This window comes from Aquabacterium sp., from assembly GCF_034003525.1.
In the GTDB taxonomy this organism is placed as follows: domain Bacteria; phylum Pseudomonadota; class Gammaproteobacteria; order Burkholderiales; family Burkholderiaceae_C; genus Aquabacterium.
Window position 1 is genome coordinate 65,893 of record NZ_JAVEYN010000004.1, and the last position, 25,769, is coordinate 91,661.

At 64.9% G+C, this 25,769-nt stretch carries 21 protein-coding genes; 14 read left to right on the top strand and 7 right to left on the bottom strand.

The features are described 5' to 3' along the window. Positions 1-9: 9 nt before the first annotated feature. The 3 genes from dxs (at position 10) to RBT42_RS03920 (ending at position 5,793) form a co-directional block, all read left to right on the top strand. On the top strand, positions 10-1,908 hold the full coding sequence (gene dxs / locus RBT42_RS03910) for a 1-deoxy-D-xylulose-5-phosphate synthase (RefSeq protein WP_320362553.1): 1,899 nt from the start codon (positions 10-12) through the stop codon (positions 1,906-1,908). Between the two features lie 118 nt (positions 1,909-2,026). Then, entirely contained in the window at positions 2,027-4,618 is a 2,592-nt protein-coding gene (locus RBT42_RS03915; protein WP_320362554.1) for a TonB-dependent receptor plug domain-containing protein, read from the top strand. Positions 4,619-4,863: 245 nt separating this feature from the next. Beyond that, complete coding sequence (locus RBT42_RS03920) at positions 4,864-5,793, top strand: cytochrome-c peroxidase (protein WP_320362555.1); 930 nt, start codon at positions 4,864-4,866, stop codon at positions 5,791-5,793. Between the two features lie 24 nt (positions 5,794-5,817). On the opposite strand, the gene RBT42_RS03925 is transcribed toward RBT42_RS03920, so the two are convergent. Both RBT42_RS03925 and argH read right to left on the bottom strand, forming a co-directional pair. After that, positions 5,818-6,297 (bottom strand): hemerythrin domain-containing protein, encoded by a 480-nt coding sequence (locus RBT42_RS03925; protein WP_320362556.1) that lies wholly within the window; start codon positions 6,295-6,297, stop codon positions 5,818-5,820. A 157-nt stretch (positions 6,298-6,454) separates the two neighbouring features. Next, entirely contained in the window at positions 6,455-7,852 is a 1,398-nt protein-coding gene (argH, locus tag RBT42_RS03930; RefSeq protein WP_320362557.1) for an argininosuccinate lyase, read from the bottom strand. 43 nt (positions 7,853-7,895) lie between these two features. Here argH and RBT42_RS03935 point away from each other — a divergent pair, with 43 nt between their 5' ends. Further along, positions 7,896-8,981 (top strand): sensor histidine kinase, encoded by a 1,086-nt coding sequence (locus tag RBT42_RS03935; RefSeq protein WP_320362558.1) that lies wholly within the window; start codon positions 7,896-7,898, stop codon positions 8,979-8,981. Beyond that, entirely contained in the window at positions 8,978-9,745 is a 768-nt protein-coding gene (locus RBT42_RS03940; protein WP_320362559.1) for a LytTR family DNA-binding domain-containing protein, read from the top strand. The genes RBT42_RS03935 and RBT42_RS03940 overlap by 4 nt, the downstream gene beginning before the upstream one ends. Before the next feature lie 18 nt (positions 9,746-9,763). Here the strand turns inward: RBT42_RS03940 and RBT42_RS03945 are convergent, their stop codons facing one another. The 4 genes from RBT42_RS03945 to motA are packed head-to-tail and all read right to left on the bottom strand — an operon-like array spanning position 9,764 to position 12,717. Further along, a complete protein-coding gene (locus RBT42_RS03945; protein ID WP_320362649.1) occupies positions 9,764-10,396 on the bottom strand; it encodes a protein phosphatase CheZ in 633 nt (210 codons plus the stop codon). A 38-nt stretch (positions 10,397-10,434) separates the two neighbouring features. After that, positions 10,435-10,833 carry a chemotaxis response regulator CheY gene (cheY, locus tag RBT42_RS03950; protein ID WP_320362560.1) on the bottom strand — a complete coding sequence of 133 codons (399 nt, stop codon included), beginning with the start codon at positions 10,831-10,833 and terminating at the stop codon, positions 10,435-10,437. 57 nt (positions 10,834-10,890) lie between these two features. After that, the gene (motB, locus tag RBT42_RS03955) at positions 10,891-11,856 is read right to left on the bottom strand and encodes a flagellar motor protein MotB (RefSeq protein ID WP_320362561.1); all 966 of its coding nucleotides are present in this window, start codon (positions 11,854-11,856) and stop codon (positions 10,891-10,893) included. Positions 11,857-11,859: 3 nt separating this feature from the next. Further along, positions 11,860-12,717 (bottom strand): flagellar motor stator protein MotA, encoded by an 858-nt coding sequence (gene motA / locus RBT42_RS03960; protein ID WP_320362562.1) that lies wholly within the window; start codon positions 12,715-12,717, stop codon positions 11,860-11,862. A gap of 246 nt (positions 12,718-12,963) precedes the next feature. On the opposite strand from motA, the gene RBT42_RS03965 reads away from it, so the two are divergent. The 9 genes from RBT42_RS03965 (at position 12,964) to RBT42_RS04005 (ending at position 24,195) form a co-directional block, all read left to right on the top strand. Next, positions 12,964-13,668, top strand: a complete 705-nt coding sequence (locus RBT42_RS03965) for a transposase (RefSeq protein WP_320362563.1) — start codon at positions 12,964-12,966, stop codon at positions 13,666-13,668. 255 nt (positions 13,669-13,923) lie between these two features. Beyond that, on the top strand, positions 13,924-18,582 hold the full coding sequence (locus tag RBT42_RS03970; RefSeq protein WP_320362650.1) for a glutamate synthase-related protein: 4,659 nt from the start codon (positions 13,924-13,926) through the stop codon (positions 18,580-18,582). Positions 18,583-18,604: 22 nt separating this feature from the next. Beyond that, positions 18,605-20,068 (top strand): glutamate synthase subunit beta, encoded by a 1,464-nt coding sequence (locus RBT42_RS03975; protein WP_320362564.1) that lies wholly within the window; start codon positions 18,605-18,607, stop codon positions 20,066-20,068. Positions 20,069-20,172: 104 nt separating this feature from the next. After that, on the top strand, positions 20,173-21,018 hold the full coding sequence (locus tag RBT42_RS03980; protein ID WP_320362651.1) for an ABC transporter ATP-binding protein: 846 nt from the start codon (positions 20,173-20,175) through the stop codon (positions 21,016-21,018). Continuing rightward, positions 21,018-21,800, top strand: a complete 783-nt coding sequence (mlaE, locus tag RBT42_RS03985; protein WP_320362652.1) for a lipid asymmetry maintenance ABC transporter permease subunit MlaE — start codon at positions 21,018-21,020, stop codon at positions 21,798-21,800. Before RBT42_RS03980 ends, mlaE begins: the two co-directional genes overlap by 1 nt. A 27-nt stretch (positions 21,801-21,827) precedes the next feature. Further along, positions 21,828-22,304: an outer membrane lipid asymmetry maintenance protein MlaD gene (gene mlaD / locus RBT42_RS03990; protein WP_320362565.1), complete on the top strand. Its 477-nt coding sequence runs from the start codon at positions 21,828-21,830 to the stop codon at positions 22,302-22,304. Then, a complete protein-coding gene (locus RBT42_RS03995; RefSeq protein ID WP_320362566.1) occupies positions 22,301-23,128 on the top strand; it encodes a VacJ family lipoprotein in 828 nt (275 codons plus the stop codon). Before mlaD ends, RBT42_RS03995 begins: the two co-directional genes overlap by 4 nt. A gap of 140 nt (positions 23,129-23,268) precedes the next feature. Next, entirely contained in the window at positions 23,269-23,904 is a 636-nt protein-coding gene (locus RBT42_RS04000; protein ID WP_413785847.1) for a phospholipid-binding protein MlaC, read from the top strand. 3 nt (positions 23,905-23,907) lie between these two features. Further along, on the top strand, positions 23,908-24,195 hold the full coding sequence (locus RBT42_RS04005; RefSeq protein WP_320362568.1) for an STAS domain-containing protein: 288 nt from the start codon (positions 23,908-23,910) through the stop codon (positions 24,193-24,195). Positions 24,196-24,255: 60 nt separating this feature from the next. Here RBT42_RS04005 and zwf read toward each other — a convergent pair whose 3' ends face one another. After that, positions 24,256-25,728, bottom strand: a complete 1,473-nt coding sequence (gene zwf, locus RBT42_RS04010; protein WP_320362569.1) for a glucose-6-phosphate dehydrogenase — start codon at positions 25,726-25,728, stop codon at positions 24,256-24,258. Positions 25,729-25,769 lie beyond the last annotated feature (41 nt).

Here is a 25,769-nt window from a genome sequence, read left to right on the forward strand (position 1 = left end):
GTGCACACCATGAGCTACCCCCTGCTGTCCAGGATCGACCAGCCCGCCGACATCCGGCACCTGTCTCGTTCCGAGCTCAAGCAACTGGCCCACGAACTACGGGACTTTCTGCTCCACAGCGTCTCTCGCACGGGTGGCCACCTGTCGTCCAACCTGGGCACGGTCGAGCTCACCATCGCATTGCATTACGTGTTCCACACGCCCGACGACCGCCTGGTCTGGGACGTGGGTCATCAGACCTATCCGCACAAGATCCTCACCGGTCGCCGTGACCGCATGCCGTCCTTGCGCCAGTACGGCGGCATGAGCGGTTTCCCGCGTCGCGACGAGAGCGTGTACGACACCTTCGGCACCGCCCACTCGTCCACCTCGATTTCGGCGGCGCTGGGCATGGCCCTGGGCGCCCAACTCAAGGGCGAGAAGCGCAAGTCGGTCGCCATCATTGGCGACGGCGCGATGACCGCCGGCATGGCTTTCGAGGCCATGAACAACGCCGGCGTGCCGCACGACGGCAAGATGCCCGACATGCTGGTGGTGCTCAACGACAACGACATGTCGATCTCGCCGCCGGTGGGCGCGCTCAACCGCCATCTGGCCCGCCTGATGTCGGGGCGCTTCTACGCCGCCGCGCGCGAAAGCGCCAAAGAAGTGCTGCGCCACGCGCCGCCGCTGTTCGAGCTGGCCAAGAAGCTGGAAGTGCACGCCAAGGGCATGGTGGTGCCCGCCACCATTTTCGAGGAGTTCGGCTTCAACTACGTCGGCCCGATTGACGGGCACGACCTGGACTCGCTGATCCCGACGCTGGAGAACCTGCGTGACCGCGGTGGCCCGCAGTTCCTGCATGTGGTGACCAAGAAGGGCTATGGCTACAAGCTGGCCGAGGCCGATCCGATTGCCTACCACGGCCCCGGCAAATTCGATCCAGCCGTGGGCCTGGTGAAAGTCGCGCCCGCCACGCCGCCCAAGCCCACGTTCACGCAGGTGTTTGGCCAGTGGCTGTGCGACATGGCCACCCATGACCCCCGTCTGGTGGCCATCACCCCGGCCATGCGCGAGGGCTCGGGCATGGTCGAGTTCCACAAGAAGTTCCCCTCGCGTTACTTCGACGTGGGCATTGCCGAGCAGCACGCGGTGACCTTTGCCGCCGGCCTGGCCTGTGAAGGGCTCAAGCCCGTGGTGGCGATCTACTCCACCTTCCTGCAGCGTGGCTACGACCAGATGATCCACGACGTGGCCCTGCAGAACCTGCCCATGGTGTTCGCGCTCGACCGCGCCGGCATCGTCGGCGCCGATGGTGCGACCCACATGGGCGCCTTCGACATCGCCTTCGTGCGCTGCATCCCGAACATGAGCATGATCGCGCCGGCCGATGAGGCCGAATGCCGTCAGGCCTTGAGCGCCGCGCACGCGCAAAACCACCCGGTGTGCGTGCGCTACCCGCGTGGCGCAGGCGCCGGGGTGCCGGTGCCGACCGACCTCACACCGCTGCCCTGGGGCAAGGCCGAGGTGCGCCGTCAGGTGCACGCGCCGGTGGCTGGCAAGCGTGTTGCCATCCTGGCCTTTGGCACCTTGCTGTACCCGGCACTGCAGGCCGGCGAGGCGCTGGACGCAAGCGTTGTCAACATGCGTTTTGTCAAGCCGCTCGACACCGAACTGCTGCTGGAGATGGCGGGCAGCCACGACCTGCTGGTGACGGTGGAAGAGGGCTGTGTGCAAGGTGGCGCGGGCAGCGCCGTCGCCGAGGCCTTGTCGGCAGCGGGTGTGAACACACCCCTGATGATGCTGGGCCTGCCCGATGAGTTCGTCGAGCACGGCGACCCGGTCAAGCTGCTGGCGCTGTGCGGGCTGGATGCCGAAGGGATCGAGCAGGCGGTGCGGGAGCGCCGTGCGGTGCTGTCTGATGCCTGAGTGAGTTGACATCCCCACAAAAGGGCCACCCTCTGCGCATGCAAGAGTGGCCCTTTTTCGTTGCGGGTTGTGTCACAATGAATGCAAATGAGAATAACTATTGTTTGCGTTTGTTGTGATGTTTGCCTCTTCCAGCGCCAGTTTGGCTTCCTTCTGTCTCTCCCCGATTTCGGTTGCCGTCGTCATGCTGACACTGCACACGGCGGTGGCCGCCCAGTCCTCGACAGCCGCAGTGGGCGCCGACACCCCGCCGCGTGACCAGCGGTTGGCCCTGGCGGCCGGGGATGGTGTGACATCGGAGTTGCCCACGGTGAGCGTACAAGCCCGACCGGAATCGTTGGGGACCACGGTGCTCAATAAAAAGGTGATTGATGGGACGCCTGGGGGCAATGGCGACATCACCAGCTTGCTGGTGACCCACCCGAACGTGCAGTTCGGCTCCTCTCAACTTCGCACCTCGACCCTGGGGGAAATCGCCCCCGCGGACATCAGCATCAACGGCGCCAAGTATTACGACAACCTGTTCTTGATGGACGGGATGTCCTTCAACAGTGACATCAATCCGGCTGGAGCGGGCTCGGAGCAAAACTCGCCATCTTCCCCGGGGCAGGGCTTGGCGATCGACACCAGCCTGCTGTGCAATATCACGGTGCGCGATGCGAACGTGGGCGCTGAGTTCGGGCGCTTCACCGGGGGCGTGATCTCGGCCGAGACCTGTGCTCCAACCAAGGCGTTTGCCGGAGATGTGTCGGTGGAGCACTCCAACTCTGGTTGGGTGCATTACAAGTACGCACCAGGGCAAGAGCAAGTCTTCGACGAATCCACGACCGAGTCGGCGCAACCCAGGTTCGATAAGTGGACATACCGGTTGGCGTTGCAGGGCAAGGTCAGCGATCGCCTGAGCCTGATTGGCAGCGTGATCCGCAAAACTTCCGAAATCCCGCTGCGTGGCTACAGCGCCAACCGGACCGGTGAGGCTGGCGGGGACACGAAGACCCAGACTCGGCAATCTGACAATCTGTACCTCAAGGCATTCTGGAACCCGGTGGCCGACGTCCATGTGGACGCCGCTGTGACACATGCGCCTTCGTCATCACGTGGCTTCATCGAGAACGCGCGCAACTCTTACTACGAGAACCGTCAGGGGGGCACGGGCCTCAACGTCGGGGTCAGCCATCCCCTGGGTGACACATTGACGCTGAACCATCGCCTCACGGCAACGCAGGCCGAGGGGTCGCGGGATGCCGACGCCGACAGCTCGAAAAATTGGTTCACGTCATCCGACAAAAGCTGGGGGGCGACCACAGGCACAGGCTATGCGTATGAAGGCGGCTATGGGGACGTTGAACAGGTGGAGAAGAAGCTGGGCTACCAGCTCAAGGGCGAATGGCGAGCCTTCCAGGCCCTTGGCTGGCGACATGCACTCCAGAGTGGGCTCGAGTATGAACGCATGGACTACACCTATCGTCGTCTGACGCCGTACACCATGTACACGGCGGGAACGGCGACCACCACCTGCGCGCTGGCAAGTGGTGGCACCGACACTGAAACCTGCTCGTTGTCGACGCCTTCCGTGAAGCCGACATGGACGGGACAGTACCTCAAGAGCCGGAGCGTTTACAAAGCAGGCGAGTTCGATGTCAAGAACGAGAGCTATGCGTTTTTCCTTCAAGATGAACTGAGTCGCGAACGTGTGCGACTGCGCGCCGGTCTGCGCTATGAGCATGACCAGTTGTCACCACAAGACAGCTGGTCGCCTCGTCTGGCTGCGTTCTGGGATGTGCTGGGCAACGGTCGCACGCAAGTGGAAGTGGGGATGAACCGTTATCACGGGCGCAATTTTCACATCTACAACAGTTACAAAGGGCGCCTGTCCTTGCAAAGTGGATCGCAGGTACGCAATCTGGTGGGGGGCAAGCTGACCGACTGGCCGACGCCGGTGTTCGGTGCCACCGCCACCATGTATAACGAAGGCGAGCTGAAAACGCCGCACACCGATGAGCAGGTGCTGGGCATCAGCCAGTCGGCCTTCCACGCGCTGTGGTCGGCGAAGTACGTGGTGCGTCAGAGTCGCGATGAAGTGGCCTTGCGTTTGCGCAGTGCCGGCAATTACTGGTGGGACAACGTCGGGAAGACGGACTCGACCATCCTGACCCTGAGTGCTGCGACCCAGCGGCCGGTATCCTGGGTGGGCACGCAGACGCATGTGAGCGCCGCAGTCGACTTCACGGACACGACCACCTCTCACCCGAGCTACGACCTGGGCAGCTTCAATCTGACTTACAAGCCGGACACATACATCTTCTACGAGGGACAGTTCATCCGCTACGTGGACCGTCCGGCCAACAACTACAACCGCCCGTGGACGGCCCGTTTGATGCTGTCCACCAGCGTGCCACGGTGGGGGCTGACAGTGGACAATGTGCTGCGTCTGCGTGACAGCTACGAAAAAGTCGCCAAAGTAAGCGGCAAGACGGCCACGTATGAGGGGACTCCGGTGGAGGTGTGGGAAAAGACCACTTTCAGCAAGGCCATGACCTGGGACATGCGTGTCAACTACACCGTGCCGACGGTGGCGGGGCAGTCTGCGTATGTCAGTTTGACCCTCGAGAACCTGTTGGATCGTCGCAACCTGATTGAGGCCAGCGCGGATACCGCCGACTACGAAAAAGGCCGCCAACTCTGGGTGCGGGTAGGCTACCAGTTTTGAGCGTGGGCAGCATGTGGCGATACCTGAGTGAAATGGGCCTGCGAGCGTGGCGATGTGCCACCACACGTGCGGCGTGGGTGGGGACGGCAGTGGTAGGGGGGCTGGTGACGGTCGCTCCGGTGAGTGCGGCCACGGCGGAAGGTTTGTTGTGTCAGTCCTCGGAGAGGCAATGGCAACACGCTTGCCTGCGCCAGCTCTACGCTGGGCCCCCGGCCACTTGGCCAGCTCCTGCCATCGACGCTGGCGTGAGCTGGCAGGAGCTGGCTCTTGTGCCTGCTCAGGCGCCCGAACCCGCAGACAACCCTTTGACGCCAGCCAAGGTGGACCTGGGCCGAAAGTTGTTCTTCGACACCCGCATTTCGCGCAAGGGTGAGGCCGCCTGTGTGACCTGTCATCAACCTGCCAAGGCCTTCACCGATGGCAAGGCGCTGGCCGTGGGCGATGAGCGCATGCAGGGGCGCCGCCGCAGCCAGACCTTGTTCGCCGCACCGTTTGCGTCCCGCGGTCTGTTCTGGGATGGTCGCGCGGCCACGCTGGAGCAACAGGTGCTCATGCCGATCGGCAACACCTTCGAGCTCAACCACTCGCTCGACCAGGTGACGGCCAGCCTGCGCAAGCTGCCTGACTATCGGCTGATGTACGAAGCCGCTTTCGGTGCTCGTGAGCCCCGTTCAGAAGATGTGGCCAAGGCCTTGGCCAGCTTCGTGCGCACGATTCGGCCTGAGCCGTCGCGCTTCGATGATTTCCTGAAAGGCCAGTCCCAGGCCCTCTCCGATAAGGAGGTGCTGGGCTTGCACCTGTTTCGGACCAAAGCGCGTTGCATGAACTGCCACAGCGGTCCCTTGATGACGGACTTCCAGTTTCATGACCTGGGCCTGTCCTTCTACGGGCGTCGCAATCAGGACCTGGGACGTTTTGAAGTGACGCGTGACAAGGCTCACCTGGGCCAGTTCAAGACACCATCTTTGCGAGGCGTGAGCCAAGCCGCGCCTTACATGCACAACGGCATCTTCCCGACGCTGATTGGTACCCTGCGCATGTACAACAACGGCATGGGCACAGTCACTGGGGCCCCCAATGACCCCTATGTGCCCCGCAAGTCGCCACACATTCAAAAGCTGGGGATGAGTGAGGCCGAACTCCAAGCGCTGGCGGCCTGGTTGTCAACCTTGTGAGTTGATCTGAGCGTCCGCTGGGCGCTAGCCGTGTGAGTTGCAGGGCTCGACGCTGCAGCTGCTCACCGTGTTCTGGGGCAGCATCTCCGGCTTGCCGATGTGGCCAGTGACCGTGTCGTAGCCCACCTCGCTAAGGTGCTGGGCCAGGCCCGCATCCATCGCATCGATGTGATGTGGCAGCCAGACGGTCAGCTCATGCGCCATCTGGCGCACGATGGCCAGGTCGCCCTGGGCGCCTTTCTCGGCGCCTTCCCGCATGATCTGCAGCACCGTGGCGTGCTGCGAGCTGTGGCAATTGTTCGGCGCGAAGCCGGTGGCCTGCATCCAGCGGTCTTCCTGGGCGAAGTGTTCGGCGGTGTGCGCGATGAGCCGGTCCCACTGAGCCAGCAGGGCGTCATCGCTGGCATCGAGCACGGTAGCGATCAGATCGGTGCACTCGGTGTGCAGGGTGTCCAAGGCGGGCATGTCCAGAGACATCTCCGGCGACCAGGTGAAACTTGACATGGGTACTCCCTCGTATGGCCCATCGGCCAACATCCAACACGGCGGCGAGGGTAGCCGGGCCGTGCGGGGCTAAGTTTGAGCTGGCTCAAAGAAATCGGGCGATACCGGACCCCCGTATGCGGGAGTCGGCATCGCCCGTGATGTTTCTGGCGATCAGTCAGGCCAGCCGTGCGCGGTGGCGGGCCACCTGGGCACGCACCTGCTCGGGCGCTGTGCCGCCCAGGATGTTGCGGGCGTTGAGCGAGCCGCGCAGGCTCAGCACCTCGTACACATCCTGCTCGATGGCCGGGTTGTAGGCCTTCAGTTTCTCCAGCGGCAACTCCGACAGGTCCACGCCGGCGGCAATGGCGTCCTTCACCGCGTGGGCCACCACCTCGTGGGCATCGCGGAAGGGCAGGCCCTTCTTGACCAGGTAGTCGGCCAGGTCGGTGGCAGTGGCGTAGCCCTTCTTGGCTGCGCGCTCCATCGCTTCGGGCTTGACGGTGATGCCAGCGGCCATCTCGGCGAAGATGCGCAGCGTGTCCTTCAAGGTGTCCACCGTGTCGAACAGCGGCTCCTTGTCTTCCTGGTTGTCCTTGTTGTAGGCCAGGGGCTGGCCCTTCATCAGGGTGATCAGACCCATCAGGTGACCGACCACGCGGCCGGTCTTGCCGCGCGCCAGTTCGGGCACGTCAGGGTTCTTTTTCTGCGGCATGATCGACGAGCCGGTGCAGAAGCGGTCGGCCAGGTCGATGAAGCCGAAGGACTGGCTCATCCACAGGATCAGCTCTTCGCTCAGGCGCGAAACGTGCACCATCAGCAGCGAGGCGGCGGCGGTGAACTCGATGGCGAAGTCGCGGTCGGAGACACCGTCCAGGCTGTTCTGGCACACGGCCTCGAAGCCCAGGGTGCGGGCCACGCGCTCACGGTCGAGCGGGTAGCTCGTGCCGGCCAGCGCGGCCGAGCCCAGCGGCAAACGGTTGACGCGCTTGCGCAGGTCGATCATGCGCTCGGCGTCACGCGCGAACATCTCCACATAAGCCAGCAGGTGGTGACCAAAGGCGACGGGCTGGGCCACCTGCAGGTGGGTGAAGCCCGGCAGGATCACGTCGGCATTCTGTTCGGCCACGTCCACCAGGGCCTTTTGCAGCTCGGTCAGCAGCACACCGATCTCGTCGATCTCGCCGCGCAGCCACAGGCGCACGTCGGTGGCGACCTGGTCGTTGCGCGAGCGGCCCGTGTGCAGGCGCTTGCCGGCGTCGCCCACCAGCTGGGTCAGGCGCGCCTCGATGTTCAGGTGCACGTCTTCCAGGTCGAGCTTCCACTCGAAGGTGCCGCCTTCGATCTCGGCGCGGATCTGGGCCATGCCCTTCTGGATCGATGCCAGATCATCTGCCGAGATCAGGCCTTGCGCAGCCAGCATGTCGGCGTGGGCCAGCGAGCCCTGGATGTCGGCGGCCCACAGGCGCTTGTCGAAGAACACGCTGGCGGTGTAGCGCTTGACCAGCTCGCTCATCGGCTCGGAAAACAGGGCTGACCAGGCCTGGGACTTCTTGTCGAGTTGGTTGGTGCTCATGAGGGGATCCGGCAGCGCGCGCTTGGCGCAGAATGTGCAAACCATGGATTTTAATGAGCCTGCAGCCTCGGGCGCCAGTCCGACGTCTCAACCCCCTTCGGTCTTCGACGTTTGCCACGTCGGCGTGGTGCTGCGCGTCGTGCTGACGGTGCAGCTTGTGATGGCGCTGGCGCTCGCCTTTCCGGCGCCCGATGCGGCGGAAGCCTTCAACCGCTGGTCGCAGACCACGGTGGCCACCTTGCCGGCCAGCTTGCTGTGGCTGGTGCTGGCCTGTGCCGCACGGCGCCCGTTGCGGCGCGCCCGTGAGAGCGTGCAGTGGCTGTTTGCCACTGGCCTGGGGGCCGGGGTCGCGGTGCTGGCCCAATGGGAGCTGGCCTGGCTGGCGCAGGTGCTGACCGACCAGCCGGTGCAGTGGGGCTGGCCGCAGGTGCCGGCCGGCTTGACGGGGGGCTTGATGGGCGCCGCTTGCCTGGCCTGGTTGAAGCACCGTGCTCGCAGCGTGTTGCCGGCCCATGCGGCGGCGCGACTGGCCGAGTTGCAGGCGCGCATCCGGCCGCATTTCCTGTTCAACACGCTCAACACCGCCATCGCGCTGGTGCAGGTCGATCCGCCGCGCGCCGAGCGGGTGCTGGAGGACCTGGCCGAGCTTTTCCGTCAGGCCCTGGCGGCACCGCAGGGGCGCAGCACCCTGGCCGACGAGATCGCGCTGTCGCGCCGCTACCTGGACATCGAACAGCTGCGCTTTGGCGAGCGCCTGCGGGTGCACTGGCAGCTTGACCCGGCGGCCGATGCCACCGTCTTGCCGCCCCTGATCCTGCAGCCCCTGGTCGAGAACGCCGTGCGCCATGGCGTGGAGCCCAGTGCCGAGGGTGGCTGGGTCTCGGTGCAGACGCAGGCGCAGGCCGGCCACCTGGTGCTCACAGTGCGCAACAGCGTGCCCCAGCAAGGCGCCTTGCCGTTTGCGCCAGGGCACGGCATGGCCTTGCGCAATGTGCGCCAGCGCCTGCGACTGATGCACGATGTGCAACTGGGTTTTGCGGCGGGCCTCAAGCCCGCTGCCATACCGGGCGAGCCTGCCCTCTACGAAGTCAGGGTGAGGGTGCCCTTGCCCGAGAAAGCCTCCGCATGACGACGCTGACCGTGGCCCTGATCGATGACGAACCCCTGGCGCGAGTGCGCTTGCGCACGCTGCTGGCGCAGACCGAGCCGGCGTGCGAGGTGGTCGGCGAGTTCGGCGAATCGGTGTCGGCCTTGCTGTGGTTGCGCGAGCAGGACGCCGTGGGGCAGGGGCCGGACATGATCCTGCTGGACATCCAGATGCCCGGGCTGGACGGCATGGTGCTGGCCGCCCGCCTGCGCGAGCTGCGCGACCCCCCGGCCGTGGTGTTTGTGACCGCGCATGCCGAGCATGCGGTGCGCGCCTTCGACGTGGCCGCGCTTGACTACCTCACCAAGCCCGTGAGGCTGGAGCGTCTGCAGGCCTCGCTGGCGCGTGTGCAGCGCTGGCGCCAGGCGCAGCCGCGCCTGCAGGCGCTCGATGCGGACGTGATCGTGGTGCATGACCGGGGGCGCCTGCTGCGCATCCCGATGGCCGACGTGTTGTATTTCAAGGCCGAGCAAAAGGCCGTGACACTGCACACCGCCACGGAAGTGCATCCGGTGGGTGAGTCGCTGACCGAGCTGGAGTCCCGTGTGGGGGAGCGCTTCATCCGGGTGCACCGCAACGCGCTGGTGGCCCGTCGCGCCATGAAGGCGCTGCAGCGCCGTCCCGACGGGGAGGACGAAGAGGGCGGCGAAACCTGGGCCGTGCAGATCATGCCCACCCAAGTCTGGCTGGCGGTGTCACGCCGTCAGGTGACGGCGGTGCGCGAAGCCATGGGGGACTGCCACTGAGGGCGTCCCCGGGGCGGGTCAGAAACCCAGGCTGGCCAGCAGGTCGTCGACCTCGCTCTGGTTGGCCACCACATCGGTGCGCCCTTCGGCGTTGACGACCGGGCCGTCGAGCTTGGGCTCGCCTGCGGGCTCGTGGCTGTGCGTCAGCGCGGCTTCCACCTTGTGGGCCTGCTCGGGCGGCGCGGCCTGCACCAGCAGCTTGACCAGCTGCGTCTCCAGGTCGTTGGCCAGGTTCACGACCTTGGCCACCACCTGGCCGGTCAGGTCATGGAAGTCCTGCGCCATCATGATGTCGGTGAGGTGGGCGTCCACCCGTCGGGTCGTGACCTCGACATCCTGCACGAAGTTGAACACCGCCCCGCTGGCCACCGCCTTCACCGGGTCGGCCGTGATCAGCTGCGCCAGCTTGCGCGTTTCCTGGGCAATGTGTTCCTGGTCGGCCTTGGCCGTGTCCACCAGGTTGAGCACCTTCTCGGCGGCGTCGGCGGTCTTGGTGGCGATGTAGTTCAGGCGGCTGCGCGCGTCCGGCAGGTTGTCCACCGTGTTCTTCAGGTTGGGCAGCACGCCCAGCATGTTCAGCGTGTCGTGCAACTGGCGGGTCAGGGTGCCCAGTTGCTGGAAGATCTCGGGCGATGCCGCGGGCATCGTCATGTTGTCGGGCAAGTCAATGGTCTGCACGTGGCGCTCCCTCAAGCCGTGGTGGCCATCTTTTGCAGGATCTTCTGGACTTTTTCTTCCAGCGTGGCCTTGGTGAAGGGCTTGACGATGTAGCCGGCGGCACCCGTCTGGGCGGCCAGCACGATGTCTTCCTTGCGCGCTTCGGCCGTCACCATCAGCACCGGGATGTGCTTGAGCGCGTCATCGGCCTTGATGGCCTTGAGCAACTCGAAGCCATTCATGTTGGGCATGTTGATGTCGCTGACCACGAAGTCGAACTTGTTGTTCTTGAGCATGTTCAGCGCGACCACGCCGTCTTCGGCTTCGTCGGCATTGACGTATCCGCTTTCCTTGAGCAAGCCGCGGACGATGCGGCGCATGGTCGAGAAATCGTCCACGATCAGAAACTTGAAATCGGCGGGGTTGCTCATGGCTCGTCCTTGTGTCAAACGCCGGCATCTCTCTGCGGATGCCTTCGGGAGAAGAGTTTATCGGTTCGGCGCGCCGTTGCCGGAGGGAATGGGCCCGTCAGGTGTGGCTTCTGTCTCGTCTTCGGCACTTGTGGGGGTGCCCGAGGCCGTGCGCGCGGCCTCGTAGAAGCGCTCTTCGGCCTCGCGGTTCATCACGATGATGCTGATGCGGCGGTTCAAGGGGCTTTCCGGGTTCTGGGCGTCGAACAGCATGCTGGCGGCCAGACCCTGGACGCGCAGCACCCGATCGCCCTTGAGTCCACCGCTGATCAGCTCGCGACGGGAGGCGTTGGCGCGGTCGGCCGACAGCTCCCAGTTGCTGTAGCCGGCCTCGCCGCCCACAAAGGGCTTGGCGTCGGTGTGCCCCTCGATCGTCAGGCGGTTGGGGACATCGGCCAGCACAAAGCCGATGGCGCGCAGCACGTCGCGCATATAGCCTTCCACCGTCTCCGAGCCACTGGCGAACATTGGCCGGTTCTGGTCGTCGACGATCTGGATGCGCAGGCCCTCGGCCGTCAGGTCCAGTCGCAACTGGGACTGGTATTTCGACAGTCGGCTGTCGTTGGCGATCACCTCTTGCACCCGGGCCTTGAGGGCGTTGAGGCGCGCCTGCTCCGCACGCATCTGCTCCGCCTTCAGGGCTTTCTGGCGCAGTTTCTCGTCCACCGTTTCGGAGCGGCCCTTGTTCTGCTGGCCGGTGGTCTCGGTCAGGCTGTTGCCACCGCCCTGGATGATGGAGGTGGCATCACCAGCACCCGAGCCGCCCATCATCGAGACCTTGACCGGGTTGCTGAAGTAGTCGGCGATGCCTTTGCGGTCGCCCTCGGTGGTGGAGCCGAGCAGCCACATCAGGAGGAAGAAGGCCATCATGGCCGTCACGAAGTCGGCGTAAGCGATCTTCCAGGCGCCGCCATGGGCGACATGGCCGCCCTTCTTGACGCGCTTGATGATGATCGGCTGGACCTTCTTCGAATCACCGGCCATGGCTTACTTCTTCTTCACGTGGGCTTCGAGCTCGACGAAGCTGGGCCGCTCGGTCGAGAAGAGCACCTTGCGCCCGAACTCGATGGCAACCTGCGGCGCATAGCCCTGCATGCTGGCCAGCAGCACGGTCTTGATGACCTGCAACTCCTTGGTGGCCTCGTCGAGCTTTTGCTCCATCAGGCCACCAATCGGCTCAACCACACCGTAGGCCAGCAAAATCCCCAGGAACGTGCCCACCAGGGCCGAGCCGATCATGGCCCCCAGCACGGCTGGCGGCTGCCCTACCGAACCCATGGTGTTGACCACCCCCAGCACGGCGGCGACGATGCCGAAAGCGGGCAGGGCGCCGGCGAGGCGCGCGATGGCTGCCACGGGCTGGTGACCCTCGTTGTGGTGGGTTTCGATCTCGTTGTCCATCAGGGCCTCGATCTCGTGCGAGTTGAGGTTGCCCGAGACCATCATGCGCAGGTAGTCGGTGACAAATTCGATGACGTGGTGGTCGCTGCCGACGATCGGGTATTTCTTGAACAGGGGAGAGTTCTCGGGGTCATCGACATCCTTTTCGATGGACATCAGGCCCTCCTTGCGCACCTTCTGCAGGATCTCATAGAGCATGGCCATGAGCTCCATGTAGCGGTCCTTGGTGTACTTCGACCCCTTGAGCAGCGGCCCGAAATTGCCCAGTACGGCCTTGATCACCTTGGGCTGGTTGTTCACCAGAAAGGCACCGATGGCCCCGCCGCCGATGGCCATCATTTCGGTGGGCATGGCGTGCAGGATCACCGAGATGTTGCCTCCGTGGATGATGAAGGCGCCAAAGATGCAGCCCAGGCAGAGGAGGTAACCAATGAGAACAATCATGGAGGTGGTGGCGCGCGCGTGTGTTGCTTGGCATCCTAACCGTTCTGTGCCCGCGCATGCGCCGGCGAAACGGACCGACAGGGGTCTGCCCAGCAGGCAAAACCCTCGTTCTCAACATATCGGCGGGGGCGCGGCGAACTTGAGTTGGCATGGGGGACGCAGGCTGACGTGTGTGTGGACTGCTGGTGCACCGGAGTGGTGCCTGCATCGCATAATCAGGGTCGGATCAATTATTTGAAAGACATCATGGCCCGATTGCCCAGACTGGAAGTGGCGGCTTGGCCGCATCTCGTGGTGCAGCGCGTCCACGATGGCCAGTTGCTGGCCCGTGACGATGTGGATCGCGCCCTGCTGTACCAGGCGCTGCGCGAGGCGGCGCGCGCCTGCGGCGTCAGCATCCATGCCTATTGCCTGGCCCCCGATCACTTTCACCTGTTGCTCACGCCCGAGCAGGGCACCTCGCTGAGCCTGTTCATGCAAGCGGTGGGGCGTCGTTATGTCAGCGCCTACAACCGCCGCCACGGCCGGCGGGGGGGATTGTGGGCCGGGCGTTACCGCGCCACGGTGCTGGATCCGGCGCAGTATTTGCTCGATGCCATGGTCTGGGTGGAGACCCACGGCCAACGCGCGGGCGGCGTCTCCCCGGTGGTAGACGATGCATGGTCCAGCGTCCGCCATCACCTCGGGCGTTGTTCCGACCCCTTGGTCAGTGACCCGGCAGTGTTCTGGTCCCTGGGTAACACGCCCTTTGAGCGGGAGTTGGCGTGGCGGCGGCGCCTGGAAGAGGGGCTGTCGGCGCAGCAGGTGCGCACCTTGGCCGAGGCCATGCACAAGGGCTGGGCCTTGCTGCCGCCGGACGCGCTGCCGGTCGTCGAAGCCGCTGCCGGGCGCCGCCTGGCGCCGCGCCCCCGCGGCCGTCCCCGCAAAGGGGCTCAGGTCGGTCAGAATTGATCTGGCCCCAATTGTTGATGCACCAAAGATGTGCGCCTCATTATTAATGGTCTGACCCCATTTATAAATTCTTGAAGCCCGGGGGAAACCAGAGTATCCTCGCCGTTCACCGCGTTGTTTTTCCACACTTACTCTGGAGCGCCCCCCATGACCCAGGCGACTTCGGGAACCTCGTTCCCTGTCCTCCCCGTGTCTGACGCAGCCGCCACTTCCGTGGCCACCGCGCAGGAAATCAAAGCCGCAGCCGAACTGGGCATGTACGCCAATGCCGAGCACGACGCGTGCGGCGTGGGCTTCGTCGCTCACATCAAGGGTCTGAAGGCGCACCACATCGTGCAGCAGGGGCTGAAGATCCTGGAAAACATCGACCACCGTGGTGCCGTGGGTGCCGACCCGCTGATGGGGGACGGTGCCGGTCTGCTGATCCAGATTCCCGACGAGTTCTACCGCGCCGAGATGGCCAAGCAGGGTGTCGAGCTGCCTCCGCCCGGCGAGTACGGCGTCGGCATGATCTTCCTGCCCAAGGAAAGCGCTTCGCGTCAGGCTTGTGAGCAAGAGCTCGAGCGCGCCATCAAGGCCGAAGGCCAGGTGCTGCTGGGCTGGCGTGATGTGCCGGTCGACCGCGACATGCCCATGTCGCCCACGGTGCGCGCCAAAGAGCCGGTCATCCGTCAGGTCTTCATCGGCCGCGGCCACGACATCCTGGTGCCCGATGCCCTGGAGCGCAAGCTCTACGTCATCCGCAAGACGGCTTCCAGCAAGATCCAGAGCCTGAACCTGACGCACAGCCACGAGTACTACGTGCCCAGCATGTCGTGCCGTACCATCATCTACAAGGGTCTGCTGCTGGCCGACCAGGTGGGCAAGTACTACCTCGACCTGCGCGACGAGCGCGTGGTCTCGGCTCTGGCTCTGGTGCACCAGCGCTTCTCGACCAACACCTTCCCCGAGTGGCCTCTGGCTCACCCGTACCGCATGGTGGCCCACAACGGTGAAATCAACACCGTCAAGGGCAACTTCAACTGGATGCGCGCTCGCGAAGGCGTGATGAAGTCCCCCGTGCTGGGCGACGACCTCAAGAAGCTGTACCCGATCAGCCTGGACGGTCAGTCCGACACCGCCACGTTCGACAACGCGCTCGAACTGCTGACGATGTCCGGCTACCCGCTGGCGCAGGCCGCGATGATGATGATCCCGGAAGCCTGGGAACAGCACAGCACCATGGACGAGCGCCGCCGCGCCTTCTATGAGTACCACGCCGCCATGATGGAGCCGTGGGACGGCCCCGCCGCCATGGTCTTCACCGACGGCCGCCAGATCGGCGCCACGCTGGACCGCAACGGCCTGCGCCCCGCCCGTTTCATCATCACCGATGACGACCTGGTGGTGCTGGCCTCCGAGTCCGGCGTCCTGCCCATCCCCGAAAACAAGATCGTCAAGAAATGGCGTCTGCAGCCGGGCAAGATGTTCCTGATCGACTTTGAACAAGGTCGCATCATCGAGGACGAAGAGCTCAAGGCCCAGTACGCCTCGGCCAAGCCCTATCGCCAATGGATCGAGAACGTCCGCATCAAGCTGGGCAGCATCGACGTGGCCGGTGGGGTCGGCGAGTTCAGCGAAACGCTGCTCGACCGTCAGCAAGCCTTCGGTTTCACACAGGAAGACATCAAGTTCCTGATGGCCCCGATGGCCACCAACGGCGAAGAAGCCACTGGCTCCATGGGCAACGACTCGCCCCTGGCCGTGCTGTCGGACAAGAACAAGCCGCTGTACAACTACTTCAAGCAGTTGTTCGCCCAGGTGACCAACCCGCCCATCGACCCGATCCGCGAAGCGGTCGTGATGTCGCTGGTGTCCTTTGTGGGCCCCAAGCCCAACCTGCTCGACATCAACGCCGTGAACCCGCCGATGCGTCTGGAAGTCTCGCAGCCTGTGCTGGACTTCAACGACATGGCGCGCCTGCGCAACATCGAAAAGCACACCGGTGGCAAGTTCAAGCCCTACGAGGTGGACATCACCTATCCGGCCGCCTGGGGTCATGAAGGTGTCGAAGCGCGCCTGGCCTCGCTGTGCGCCGAAGCCGTGGAAGCCATCCAGTCCGGTCACAACATCCTGATCATCACCGACCGCAAGATGGACCGCGCCAACATCGCCATTCCGGCGCTGCTGGCCCTGTCTGCCATCCACCATCACCTGGTCCGCAAGGGTCTGCGCACCTCGACCGGTCTGGTCGTGGAAACCGGTACCGCCCGCGAAGTGCACCACTTCGCCGTGCTGGCCGGCTACGGTGCCGAAGCCGTGCACCCCTACCTCGCCATGGAAACCCTGGTCGACATGGCCAAGGACCTGCCGGGCGACCTGTCGGCCGACAAGGCGATCTACAACTACACCAAGGCCATCGGCAAGGGTCTCTCGAAGATCATGTCCAAGATGGGCATCAGCACGTACATGTCGTACTGCGGCGCCCAGATCTTCGAAGCCATCGGTCTGAACAAGGAGCTGATCGACAAGTACTTCCGTGGGACTCCCACGCAAGTCGGCGGCATCGGCGTGTTCGAAGTGGCCGAAGAAGCCATCCGCAACCACAAGGCCGCGTTCGGTACCGACCCCGTGCTGGCCAACATGCTGGAAACCGGTGGTGAATACGCCTGGCGTGCCCGCGGTGAAGAGCACATGTGGACGCCGGACGCGATCGCCAAGCTGCAGCACTCCACGCGCTCGGGCAAGTTCGACACCTACAAGGAATACGCTCAGATCATCAACGACCAGAGCAAGCGCCACCTGACCCTGCGTGGCCTGTTCGAGTTCAAGATCGATCCGGCCAAGGCCATCCCGGTCGAGGAAGTCGAACCCGCCTCGGAAATCGTCAAGCGTTTCGCCACCGGCGCCATGTCGCTGGGCTCGATCTCCACCGAAGCCCACTCGACCCTGGCCCTGGCCATGAACCGCATCGGCGGCAAGTCGAACACCGGTGAAGGCGGCGAAGACGAGAACCGTTATCGCAACGAGCTCAAGGGCATCAAGATCGTCAAGGGCACCAAGGTGTCGGACGTGATTGGCTCTTCGCGCGTCGAAGCCGACTACGAGATGCAAGACGGCGACAGCCTGCGCTCGAAGATCAAGCAGGTGGCCTCGGGTCGCTTCGGTGTGACCACCGAGTACCTGGTGTCCGCCGACCAGATCCAGATCAAGATGGCCCAGGGCGCCAAGCCCGGTGAAGGCGGTCAGCTGCCTGGTGGCAAGGTCTCCGAGTACATCGGCAAGCTGCGTCACTCCGTGCCGGGTGTGGGCCTGATCTCGCCCCCGCCGCACCACGACATCTACTCGATCGAAGACCTGGCTCAGCTGATCCACGATCTGAAGAACGTGAACCCCAAGGCCGACGTGTCGGTCAAGCTGGTGTCCGAAGTGGGCGTCGGCACGGTGGCGACCGGCGTGGCCAAGGCCAAGGCCGACCACATCGTGATCGCTGGTCACGACGGCGGCACGGGCGCCTCGCCCTGGTCGTCCATCAAGCACTGCGGTACGCCGTGGGAGCTGGGTCTGGCTGAAACCCAGCAGACCCTGGTGCTGAACCGCCTGCGTGGCCGTGTGCGCGTGCAGACCGACGGTCAGATCAAGACCGGCCGTGACGTGGTCATCGGCGGCCTGCTGGGCGCTGACGAATTCGGCTTCGCGACCGCACCGTTGGTCGTCGAAGGCTGCATCATGATGCGCAAGTGCCACCTGAACACCTGCCCGGTGGGTGTGGCCACGCAAGACCCGGTCCTGCGCCAGAAGTTCTCCGGCAAGCCCGAGCACGTCGTGAACTACTTCTTCTTCGTCGCCGAAGAAGCGCGCCAGATCATGGCCCAGTTGGGGATCCGCAAGTTCGACGAGCTGATCGGCCGTGCCGACCTGCTCGACACCCGCAAGGGCATCGAACACTGGAAGGCCCAGGGCCTGGACTTCAGCCGCGTGTTCGCACTGCCGCCGGTGCCCGCCGATGTGCCGCGCCTGCATGTCAGCACGCAAGACCACGGTCTGGACAAGGCGCTGGATGTGCGCCTGATCGAGAAGGCCAAGCCCGCCATTGAGCGAGGCGAAGCCGTCAAGTTCATGGAGGCGGCCAAGAACGTCAACCGCACCGTCGGCGCCATGCTGTCGGGCGAGCTGATCAAGCATCACCCCGATGGCCTGCCTGACGACACCGTGTTCATCCAGATGGAAGGCACGGGCGGCCAGTCCTTCGGCGCCTTCCTGGCCAAGGGCATCACGCTGTACCTGATCGGTGAAGCGAACGACTACACCGGCAAGGGTCTGTCTGGTGGCCGCGTGATCGTGCGTCCGAGCATCGAGTTCCGCGGCAACGCCACCGACAACATCATCGTGGGCAACACCGTGCTGTACGGTGCCACCAGCGGTGAGGCCTTCTTCCGCGGTGTCGGCGGCGAGCGTTTCGGCGTGCGTCTGTCGGGTGCCACGGCGGTGGTCGAGGGCACGGGGGACCACGGTTGCGAATACATGACCGGCGGCACCGTGGTGGTGCTGGGCAAGACCGGTCGTAACTTCGCTGCCGGCATGTCCGGTGGTGTGGCCTACGTCTACGACGAAGACGGCCAGTTCGCCTCCCGCGTCAACACCGCCCAGGTCTCGCTGGACAAGGTGCTGACCGTGGAAGAGCAGGCCGCCGCCGGCATCCCGATGCACAAGGATCAGGCCGACGAGGCCCTGCTGCGCAAACTGGTTGAAGACCATCACCGCTGGACCGGCTCGCTGCGGGCCCGCGAGATTCTGGACAACTGGGCCGCTTCGCGCGCCAAGTTCGTCAAGGTCTTCCCGACCGAGTACCGCCGCGCCCTGACCGAGAAGGGTGCCCAGCAAGAAGCAACGGCCGCCGTCGCCAAGGCCAAGTCCGCCAAGGCCAAGGCCTGAAGCGCACGATCAGGAGTTTGAAATGGGAAAAGTCACTGGCTTTCTGGAATTCGAGCGTCTGGAAGAGGGCTATGAGCCCGTCGAGAAGCGCGTCAAGAACTACAAGGAGTTCGTCATTGGTCTGAAGCCTGAAGAGGCCAAGATCCAGGGCGCACGTTGCATGGACTGCGGCACCCCGTTTTGCAACAACGGCTGCCCGGTCAACAACATCATCCCGGACTTCAACGATCTGGTGTATCGCGGCGACTGGCAGAACGCCATCGAGGTGCTGCACTCGACCAACAACTTCCCCGACTTCACCGGTCGGGTCTGCCCGGCACCGTGTGAAGCCGCTTGCGTGCTGAACATCAACAACGACGCCGTCGGCATCAAGTCCATCGAGCACGCCATCATCGACCGTGCCTGGGCAGAAGGTTGGGTCAAGCCGCAGCCGGCTGCCGTCAAGACCGGCAAGAAGGTCGCCATCGTGGGCTCCGGCCCCGCTGGCATGGCCGCGGCTCAGCAGCTGGCCCGCGCCGGCCACGACGTGACCGTGTTCGAGAAGAACGACACCATCGGTGGTCTGCTGCGTTTCGGCATCCCCGATTTCAAGTTCGACAAGTCGCACATCGACCGTCGTGTCAAGCAGATGGAAGCCGAAGGCGTGGTCTTCAAGACCAACACCATCGTCGGCGAGATGCCCAAGGGTTCCAAGGTCACCAACTGGGCCAAGGACACTGTGTCGCCCGAGCAGCTGAAGCAGGACTTCGACGCCGTGTTGCTGGCCGGCGGTTCCGAGCAGTCGCGTGACCTGCCGGTGCCGGGGCGCGACCTGGCCGGTATCCACTTCGCGATGGAGTTCCTGCCTCAGCAGAACCGCGTCAACGCCGGTGGCAAGGTCAAGGACCAGATCATGGCCACGGGCAAGAACGTGATCGTGATCGGCGGTGGTGACACCGGCTCCGACTGCGTGGGCACCTCCAACCGCCATGGCGCCAAGAGCGTGATCCAGTTCGAGCTGATGCCTCAGCCGCCCGAGCAGGAGAACAAGGAGCTGACCTGGCCCTACTGGCCGATCAAGCTGCGCACGTCTTCCAGCCACGAAGAGGGCTGCGAGCGCGAGTTCGCCATCGCCACGAAGGAATTCATCGGCGAAAAGGGCAAGGTCACGGCGGTCAAGACGGTGCGCGTCGAGTTCAAGAACGGCAAGTTCGAAGAAGTCGCTGGTTCCGAGCAGATCCTCCAGGCCGACCTGGTGCTGCTGGCCATGGGCTTCGTGAACCCGGTGAACACCTTGCTCGAAGGCTTTGGCGTCGAGAAGGATGCCCGAGGCAACGCCAAGGCCTCGACCGACATCGGCGGCTACCAGACCAATGCCGACAAGGTGTTCGCCGCCGGTGACGTGCGCCGTGGTCAGTCGCTGGTGGTGTGGGCGATCCGCGAAGGCCGTCAGGCTGCCCGCGAGGTCGACGCCTTCCTGATGGGTTCGACCACGCTGCCGCGTTGACCCCACAGTGCATTGCGCCTTTGCCACGAGGCGCTCAGCGGGGATGCGTGAATCCCCTATGATCCAGGGGCCAGTGACCTTCACTGGCCCTTTTTTTCATGTCCATGTCAGAAGTTGAAACCACGCCTTCCCCGTCTGTCGCCGCTGTGGCCCCCGAGCCGCTGGTGGCCCTGCGCGCGGTCACCTGTGGTTACGGCGACCGGGTGATCCTGTCGGACATCAACCTCGTCGTGCCGCGTGGCCAGGTGGTGGCCCTGATGGGCACCTCGGGTGGCGGCAAAACCACAGTGCTGCGCCTGATTGGTCGTCAATTGACCCCCATGTCCGGCCAGGTCTTGTTCGATGGGCAGGACATGGCCCGTCTGGATGCGAGTGGCTTGATGGCCGCCCGCCGGCGCATGGGCATGTTGTTCCAGTTCGGCGCGCTGTTCACCGACCTGTCGGTGTTCGAGAACGTCGCCTTCCCGCTGCGTGAGCACACCAAGCTGCCCGAGTCCATCTTGCGTGACCTGGTGCTGATGAAGCTCAACGCCGTGGGCCTGCGCGGTGCGCGCGACCTGATGCCCAGTGAAATTTCGGGCGGCATGGCGCGGCGCGTGGCCCTGGCGCGGGCGATGGCGCTGGACCCGGAACTGATGCTGTACGACGAGCCCTTCGCAGGCCTGGACCCGATCTCCATGGGGGTGTCGGCCCGCCTGATCCGCGAGCTCAATGACACGATGGGACTCACCAGCGTGCTGGTGTCCCACGATGTCGAAGAAACCTTCCTGATTGCCGACCACGTGGTGCTGCTGGCCAATGGCCGCATCGTGGCCCAGGGCACCCCGGCCGAGATGCGCGCCAGCAGCGACCCGCTGGTGCGCCAGTTCGTGGACGCTGCGCCCGATGGGCCGGTGCGCTTCCACCACCCGGCCGTCGATGCAGGCCATGATTTCGGAGTGCGCGGATGATGTCCTGGCTCAATCCGGTCCGCGTCGGGCGGGCCGTACGCCTCAAATTGAACGACGTGGGCTATGGCGCGCGCCTGTTCCTGCGCCTGTTGCTGTCGCTGGGGCCCACCCTCAAGCGCCCGCGCCTGCTCACCGAGCAGATCTTTTTCCTGGGCAACTATTCGCTGGCGATCATCACGGTGTCCGGGGCCTTTGTGGGCTTCGTGCTCGGGCTGCAGGGCTACTACATCCTCCAAAGCTATGGCTCCAGCGAGGCGCTGGGTCTGATGGTGGCGCTGTCCCTGGTGCGCGAACTGGGCCCGGTGGTGGCCGCCTTGCTGTTTGCCGGCCGCGCCGGCACCGCGCTGACGGCGGGCATCGGCCTCATGAAGGCGGGCGAGCAGTTGTCGGCCATGGAAATGATGGGGGTGGACCCCATCCAGCGGGTGCTGGCGCCGCGCTTTTGGGGCGGGGTGATCGCGATGCCGCTGCTGGCCGCGGTGTTCTCTGCCGTGGGCGTGCTGGGCGGCTGGGTCGTTGGCGTGGCCATGATCGGTGTGGACGACGGGGCCTTCTGGTCGCAGATGCAAAACGGCGTCGAAGTGTGGGCCGACGTGGGCAACGGCATGCTCAAGAGCCTGGTCTTCGGTTTCACGGTCACCTTCGTGGCGCTGCTGCAAGGGCATGAGTGCGAGCCGACGCCCGAGGGCGTGTCGCTGGCGACCACCCGCACCGTGGTGATGGCTTCCCTGGCCGTGCTGGGGCTGGATTTTGTGTTGACGGCCATGATGTTCTCGATCTGATCGAGCTTGGTCGCAAGGACGAACGATATGCAGAAATCAAAACATGACGTGTGGGTCGGCATCTTCGTGATGCTGGGGGCGGCGGCAATCGTCTTTCTGGCCCTCAAGGCTGGCAACCTGCTGACCTTGTCGTTCGAGTCGGGCTACAAGGTCGCGGCCCTGTTCGACAACATCGGTGGCCTCAAGCCCAAGGCGGCGGTCAAGAGCGCGGGCGTGGTCGTCGGCCGTGTCACGGCCATCACGTTCGACAACGAGACCTTCCAGGCGAAGGTCGAGATCGAGATGAACAAGGGCGCCGCCTTCCCCAAGGACAGCTCGGCCAAGATCCTGACGGCCGGTCTGCTGGGCGAGCAGTACATTGGCCTGGAGCCCGGTTACGGGGAGACCAATCTGGTGGCTGGTGATGTCATCAAGAGCACGCAGTCGGCCATCGTGCTGGAAAACCTGATCAGTCAGTTCCTCTACAGCAAGGCCGCCGAGGGCGGCAAGGACGGTGGCAAATGAGTCGGGTGTCTTCCGATCTGGGGCGTCGCGCCCGCGCCCTGGCGTGTGCGGTGAGCCTGCCGCTCGTGCTGGCGCTGTCCGGTTGTGCCACCCAGCATCCGCATGATCCGCTGGAGTCGTGGAATCGGGGCGTGTTCTCGTTCAACGATGCGGTGGACGTGCATGTGCTCAAGCCCATGGCCGAGGGCTATGTGAAGGTCACGCCTTCGCCCGTGCGCACCGGGGTGCGCAACTTCTTTGGCAACATCGGTGACGTCTGGTCGTCGGTGAACCTGTTCCTGCAAGGTCGCTTCAAGGACGGCGCCGCCAGCACCATGCGGGTGGCGGTGAACTCGACGCTGGGCCTGGGCGGCTTGATCGACCTGGCCACGCCGATGCGCCTGGACCGTTTCAACGAGGACCTGGGGCAGACGCTGGGCGTGTGGGGCGCACCTTCGGGGGCCTACATCGTCTGGCCGATCATGGGCCCCTCGTCGGTGCGTGACTCGGCCAACATCGCCACCAGCATGACCTTCTCGGCCACCACCTTGATCGATGGGGCCCGTGAGGACAACCTCATTCGCCTGCTCAACGGCGTCAGCACCCGGGCCGCCTACCTGCAGGCCACCGACTTGCTCGACGGCGTGGCGTTGGACAAGTACGCCTTCACCCGGGACGCCTACCTGCAGCGGCGCCAAAGCCTGATTGACGCCGGCCGCCCGCAGCCTCTGCTCGAGGAGGAGGACGAGGCGCCTCAACCCCGCTACGACCTGCCTGAGACCGAGGAAGAGGCCGAAGCGGCTGAGGCGGCCGCGTCCGCGGCTTCCGTTGCCAGCGCACCCTGACAGGGTGGCTGCTCGCCCGCTTTTTCCGCACAAAATCAGATGATCCCGTCATCCTGGGCAGCCCCTGAGGCGTTCAGGAAGGCATGAGGATCACAGAAAGGACCCTTGTGTTGCATTCTCGTTTGTTCGCTGCCCGTGTGATGAGTTCGGCCGTGCTGGCCGTGTCGGCGCTGGCCACGGCCCCGGTGTGGGCGCAAGCCGCTCCGGCACAGGCCGCCGTGCCCGCCCAGACGCCGGAAGCTTTCATCCAGTCCATCACCAACGAGGTGATGGCCACGGTCAAGGCCGACAAGGCCATCCAGTCCGGTGACCTGCGCAAGATCACTGCCGTTGTCGATGCCAAGATCATGCCGAACGTGAACTTCGTGCGCATGACCGCCGCCGCCGTCGGCCCCGCCTGGCGTCGCGCCACGCCGGATCAGCGTCAGCGCCTGCAAAACGAGTTCAAGACCCTGCTGGTGCACACCTATGCGGGGGCGGCCTCCCAGGTCAAGGACCAGGTCATCGAGTACCTGCCCTCACGCGCGCGTCCCACCGACACGGACGTGATCGTGCGCACCGTGGTCAAGGGCAAGGGCGACCCGATCCAGTTGAATTACCGTCTGGAGAAGTCGGGCAGCACCTGGAAGGTGTATGACGTGAACGTGCTGGGCGCCTGGCTGGTGCAGACCCACCAGAGCAGCTTTGCCCAGGAGATCAACGCCTCGGGCATCGACGGCCTGATCTCCAAGCTGGCCGAGCGCAACCGCCAGTTGGTGACGAAGAACGCGGGCTGAACCATGTTGCTGCTGCCAGCCGTCATCACGCACGCTGAAGTACCGCACGTGCTGCGTCTGTTCCGCCAGACGCTGGACCAGGCCGCCGTCCAAGGCGGCACGGAGGCGGCCATGCTGACCGTGGACGGCGCGGCCTTGCAGCAGTTTGACTCTAGCGCGCTGGCGGTGCTGCTGGAATGCCAGCGCATGGCGCGGGCCAATGGGCGCGCGTTCGCGGTGCAGCACCTGCCCCCGAAGCTGACCGAGCTGGCCCGCCTGTACGGCGTAGACGGGCTCCTGCAGTCGGCCTGAGCGTCGCCTCGGCAGCTGGCGCGCCAGTGATGGTGCGCCCTGCCGTGCGTGCTGGGGGTGTCAGCTTTCTTCGGCCCAGGCGAAGCCGTCGCGTGCCACCAGCGCACTCGCGGCAGCCGGTCCCCAGGTGCCCGCGCTGTAGGTCTTCAGGCCGCTGGCATCGTGTCGCCAGGCTTCCAGAATGGGCTCCACCCAGCGCCAGGCCTGCTCTTGCTCGTCCGAGCGCACGAACAGGTTCAAGCGGCCCGCCAGGGCATCGAGCAGCATGCGCTCATAGGCGCCCACCCGGTCGGTGGGGAAGGCCTTGTCGAAATCCAGATCGAGGGACACGGGTGACAGGTGCTCGGCCTGATGGCCCGCCGCCGGGTCGGGGCCCAGGGCGCCTTTGGCCGCCAGCAGGTGCAACTGCAGACCATCATCGGGTTGGAGCTTGATCACCAACTGGTTGGGCGACTGCGCGCCAGGGAAGATCGAGTGCGGCGTGGGGCGGAAGTTCACCACGATCTCGGCATGGCGGCGCGCCAGGCGTTTGCCCGTGCGCAGGTAGAAGGGCACGCCGGCCCAGCGCCAGTTCTGGATTTCGCAGCGCAGCGCCACGAAGGTTTCGGTGCTGCTGCCGGGTGGCACCTTGGCCTCGTCCAGGTAGCCGGGCACGCTCACCCCGCCCACGGTGCCGGCGCGGTACTGGCCGCGCACCACGTCGCGCGCCACCGAGGCGGCGTCGAAGGGTTTGAGCGAGCGCAGGACCTTGAGCTTTTCGTCACGGATGGCGTCGGCATCGGCGCTGGACGGGGGTTCCATCGCGACCATGGTGAGCAACTGCAGCGCGTGGTTCTGGATCATGTCGCGCAGGGCGCCGGTGCGGTCGTAGAAGTCGCCCCGGGTGCCCACGCCCAGGCTCTCGGCCAGCGTGATCTGGATGTTGGCGATGCTCTCGCGGCGCCACAGGGGCTCGAACAGCACGTTGCCGAAGCGCAGGGCCATCAGGTTCTGCACCGAAGGCTTGCCCAGGTAGTGGTCGATGCGCAGGGCCTGGCGTTCGCTGAACACCGCGCCCACGGCTCGGTTGATGGCCTGGGCTGAGGCGAGGTCGTGGCCCAGGGGCTTTTCCAGCACCACGCGCACCCCGGGGTGGTTGAGGCCGGCGGCGCCAAGCTGCTCGCAGATGATGGGGAAGAGGTGAGGGCTGGTGGCCAGGTACATCACCACGGTGTCGGCCTGGCGTGCCGCCAGCCACTGGCGCAGCGAGCTGTAGTCCCCGGGCCGTGACAGGTCCATGCACAGGTAGTGCACCAGGGCCGCGAAGCGCTCGAACTCGTCTTCGGTGGGGCGCTTGGCGAGGTCGTCGCCCGAGGCGAGCTTGTCTTGGAGCCACTGGCGGTAGCTGGCGTCCGTGCGCTCGTCGCGGGCGACGGCGAGGATACGACCGTGTGTGGGCAGCTTGCCGTGGCGCCAGGCCTGGAACAGCGCCGGCATGAGCTTGCGCCAGGTCAGATCGCCCGTGCCGCCGAAAAAAACCAGATCAAAGGACATGGAGGAGACCCAATAAGGGGGGGATGCGGCCCATTGAGGGG

Bases quoted from the DNA above. Each gene is read 5' to 3' on its own strand.
- dxs (WP_320362553.1), top strand. From the start codon at position 10: ATGAGCTACCCCCTGCTGTCCAGGATCGACCAGCCCGCCGACATCCGG.
- RBT42_RS03915 (WP_320362554.1), top strand. From the start codon at position 2,027: ATGTTTGCCTCTTCCAGCGCCAGTTTGGCTTCCTTCTGTCTCTCCCCG.
- RBT42_RS03925 (WP_320362556.1), bottom strand. From the start codon at position 6,297: ATGTCAAGTTTCACCTGGTCGCCGGAGATGTCTCTGGACATGCCCGCC.
- argH (WP_320362557.1), bottom strand. From the start codon at position 7,852: ATGAGCACCAACCAACTCGACAAGAAGTCCCAGGCCTGGTCAGCCCTG.
- RBT42_RS03935 (WP_320362558.1), top strand. From the start codon at position 7,896: ATGGATTTTAATGAGCCTGCAGCCTCGGGCGCCAGTCCGACGTCTCAA.
- RBT42_RS03940 (WP_320362559.1), top strand. From the start codon at position 8,978: ATGACGACGCTGACCGTGGCCCTGATCGATGACGAACCCCTGGCGCGA.
- RBT42_RS03945 (WP_320362649.1), bottom strand. From the start codon at position 10,396: ATGACGATGCCCGCGGCATCGCCCGAGATCTTCCAGCAACTGGGCACC.
- cheY (WP_320362560.1), bottom strand. From the start codon at position 10,833: ATGAGCAACCCCGCCGATTTCAAGTTTCTGATCGTGGACGATTTCTCG.
- motB (WP_320362561.1), bottom strand. From the start codon at position 11,856: ATGGCCGGTGATTCGAAGAAGGTCCAGCCGATCATCATCAAGCGCGTC.
- motA (WP_320362562.1), bottom strand. From the start codon at position 12,717: ATGATTGTTCTCATTGGTTACCTCCTCTGCCTGGGCTGCATCTTTGGC.
- RBT42_RS03965 (WP_320362563.1), top strand. From the start codon at position 12,964: ATGGCCCGATTGCCCAGACTGGAAGTGGCGGCTTGGCCGCATCTCGTG.
- RBT42_RS03970 (WP_320362650.1), top strand. From the start codon at position 13,924: ATGTACGCCAATGCCGAGCACGACGCGTGCGGCGTGGGCTTCGTCGCT.
- RBT42_RS03975 (WP_320362564.1), top strand. From the start codon at position 18,605: ATGGGAAAAGTCACTGGCTTTCTGGAATTCGAGCGTCTGGAAGAGGGC.
- RBT42_RS03980 (WP_320362651.1), top strand. From the start codon at position 20,173: ATGTCAGAAGTTGAAACCACGCCTTCCCCGTCTGTCGCCGCTGTGGCC.
- mlaE (WP_320362652.1), top strand. From the start codon at position 21,018: ATGTCCTGGCTCAATCCGGTCCGCGTCGGGCGGGCCGTACGCCTCAAA.
- mlaD (WP_320362565.1), top strand. From the start codon at position 21,828: ATGCAGAAATCAAAACATGACGTGTGGGTCGGCATCTTCGTGATGCTG.
- RBT42_RS03995 (WP_320362566.1), top strand. From the start codon at position 22,301: ATGAGTCGGGTGTCTTCCGATCTGGGGCGTCGCGCCCGCGCCCTGGCG.
- RBT42_RS04000 (WP_413785847.1), top strand. From the start codon at position 23,269: ATGAGTTCGGCCGTGCTGGCCGTGTCGGCGCTGGCCACGGCCCCGGTG.
- RBT42_RS04005 (WP_320362568.1), top strand. From the start codon at position 23,908: ATGTTGCTGCTGCCAGCCGTCATCACGCACGCTGAAGTACCGCACGTG.
- zwf (WP_320362569.1), bottom strand. From the start codon at position 25,728: ATGTCCTTTGATCTGGTTTTTTTCGGCGGCACGGGCGATCTGACCTGG.